We start from the raw sequence: 2,747 nt of genomic DNA, 5'->3' as shown, positions 1-2,747 counted from the left end.
CAAACTCTCCATGGTGTCTCTATCCTTTCAGAATCTCTTCCTACTTGCATAAAGCTCTTTTTCCTTTCGGATGGGTTTGACTTTTTTTTGCTTTTCGCTTATCCTGTCGGATAGCTGGTTATTTCTCAATAATCCAGTCTTTTATTCTCTTGACGAGGTTTATTGGTTTCTTAAAGCTCTCAAACTATTCTTTTGTCTAGGTTCCTTGCGCTTTTCCTTTCAGTTCGGGTTGCTTAGCTTTCGCTCCGCTTCCCTTCAGCGCTTTATTAAGTTACCAACCTTTCTTGCGTTTGTCAATACTTTCTCCCAAGTTTTATTCCCCTCCCCTGCTCATCTCGCTCAAAGCATTTGTGGGCATGCTTTGAGCGAAAGGAATGTTTCAATATATATTGCAACATACTTGAGGGGCTTTTAGATAAATTCAAACGACTACTTACTGATTATTGATTGACGATATAGGGGGAGGATACAGCTGGGATTTGCCCCGATCGCACAAGAGCTTGGTAGACAAAAGCTGCGACTTCGGCTCTCGTAGATGGTTGATTGGGGTTTAAGAGCTTGAGGCTGGGATAGTTAACAACCAAACGATTTTCGGTGGCGGCGGCAACACTGTTACGGGCGTAGGTGGGAATAGTACTCGCATCTGTGTAAGCTTGCAATGTTGCATCCGTAGACTTGACTGGTACATATCCCAATCCGTTAGCTAGGGATACTAGAATTTGCACGCGGGAAATATTTTCATTGGGACGGAATGTCGTGCTGGAATAGCCAGACATGAAACCTGTGGTGTAGGCTTTTTGAATAGCGGGGGCAGCCCAATTAGTTGAAGAGACATCAGTAAAAATGGTGTTACTCCGAACGGTTGGCTTGTTCATAGCTTGATTCAGAATGGCAGCAAATTGCGCTCTAGTAACGGGTTCATTAGGTCGAAAACTCCCGTCGGGAAATCCTTTGATAATATTTCTGCTAGCTAGCTCTTGAATAAAAGTTTGCGCCCAGTAGTTTGAGGGAACATCTTTAAACGTGACTTGTGTGGGAGTTGTGGGAGTTGTGGGGGAAGGAATTGGTGATGTTGCTTGGACAAGATCGACGGCTCCTTGCACTCGTTTAGGATCGACTTGATTGCCGATCGCAACGACGGTTACGCCAGAGGCATTGTTGATATCAGTTAATTTATTATTTTGAAAAATATTTTGACCTGGACTCGTAGTTGTACCGAGATCGACTGTGGGCTGACCCTTCCGATCTTTTAGGATCACTAATCCATTTTCTTGATTGTTAGCAATGAAATTATTGCGAAATGAAGGGGTGGAGAGATTTGAGACAACGATGCCCCCACGGTTATTAACAATGCGATTAGAAAGAACCGCTACCTGAGATTTTTGACCGATCGCCAAACCAAAGCCAGTGTTGTCGAAGGTATTGGACTGAATTTGTCCCGAACTTACACCAACGGCGGAAAGCCCGTTTGCACCATTTTTAGTAAAGATGTTATTGCTAACTGTGGCTGAAGTAACACCTGTTAGAAACACTCCGTCATGGTCAGAGTTAGCAAATGTGTTGTTGGTAATGATAACGTCCTGTGCTGACTCAACCCAGAGGGCATAACCTCTAGTATTTTTATTGGTAAGGGTAATGCCTTCAATGCGTGCGCCTTTTTCGGTCAACATAGAAACATTTTGACGCGCGAAGGTGGGACTGACGAAGCTGCCTCCTCCTGAGATAATAACTTCCTGCCCCTGATTGCTAGAATTCCCCCGTAAAGTAACTCCCGCTGGGATGAGCAAAGGAAATTGCTCGCCCGTTGCTGCCGAGTAGGTTCCAGAGGCTAATTGGATAGTTGCCCCACTCTGAGGATTTTTTTTGAGGGCGGCAGTTATGGATTGCAATGGTTGATCGGCGGATAACCCTGAGTTGTTATCTGAGCCATTGGGAGAGACAAAAATAATTGTGTTCGCTTGAGCGATTTGTAGGGAATTTAAGGAGCTTGAGCTTGATAAGTTGCTATTTTGAGCGATCGCTACTTCAGTTAGGGGGAAGATTTGAGATAGTCCAAAAGCAAAAAGAAATGTAAGTCTCAGAGATGTCTGTGAAAACAGCATAAATTTATCCTCTACAATTTATATAAGTCTCAACTTAAGTCTTGGATATGTCGAGCTTGACGCGAAGCACTTCAAATAGTTTCTTGAGGGGATTTGAGGCATAGCCCCAAAAACTCCAATTAAATATACAGCTAAGTTTTAACTTTGGTTTTGCATCGATCGAGGTATTTGTGAGTTCACTCCCTGTTCCATCCCATATCCACTACGAGCTTTTGCTTCAGCTATTAGAGCGCCAGACTTTGCCAGCCTTACACAATGAAATGAAGCAACCTCATCTAGCGGCAAAGATGAATGTTTCAAGAGAACATCTTCAGGCGGCGATTATTAACCTGCGAAAGGCTTTTGCTTTACAGAAACAGGTTGAAGATCTCTGCCAGTATCACGGTGTTCAAGTTTCGTATCGCTGGTCTTTAAGCGAATCAGAGCAAGAGATGGGCAAATCTTTAAAAGAAATTTCTAGCCCACCCCAAGCTCCATAGAAATCAAACCCCAAGAGGATAAGGTTGGCGCAAAGCGCCAACCTTATCCTCTTGGGGTTTGATTTTGCCCTAATCCCCATTCACAAAATATAGCTATAGCCATTGTAATTAAGATATAAAGCCCAAAATAGAGTTGCGGCGCTACGCGCCGCAACTCTATTTTGGG

At 43.7% G+C, this 2,747-nt stretch carries 2 protein-coding genes; one reads left to right on the top strand and one right to left on the bottom strand.

Going from position 1 to position 2,747, the window contains the following annotated elements; genetic code table 11:
- Positions 1–440: 440 nt before the first annotated feature.
- A complete protein-coding gene (locus AC805_RS01740) occupies positions 441–2,102 on the bottom strand; it encodes an S-layer homology domain-containing protein (RefSeq protein ID WP_055073821.1) in 1,662 nt (553 codons plus the stop codon).
- 170 nt (positions 2,103–2,272) lie between these two features.
- Here AC805_RS01740 and AC805_RS01735 point away from each other — a divergent pair, with 170 nt between their 5' ends.
- Entirely contained in the window at positions 2,273–2,581 is a 309-nt protein-coding gene (locus tag AC805_RS01735) for a DUF5340 family protein (protein ID WP_009627002.1), read from the top strand.
- The last annotated feature ends 166 nt before the right edge of the window (positions 2,582–2,747 follow it).

Origin of the sequence: Pseudanabaena sp. 'Roaring Creek' (assembly GCF_001402795.1) — a bacterium.
Classification (GTDB): Bacteria; Cyanobacteriota; Cyanobacteriia; order Pseudanabaenales; family Pseudanabaenaceae; genus Pseudanabaena.
This window is presented reverse-complemented; position numbering and strand designations above follow the sequence as displayed.

Coding starts and splice junctions, on each gene's coding strand:
- AC805_RS01740 (WP_055073821.1), bottom strand. CDS start 2,102: ATGCTGTTTTCACAGACATCTCTGAGACTTACATTTCTTTTTGCTTTT.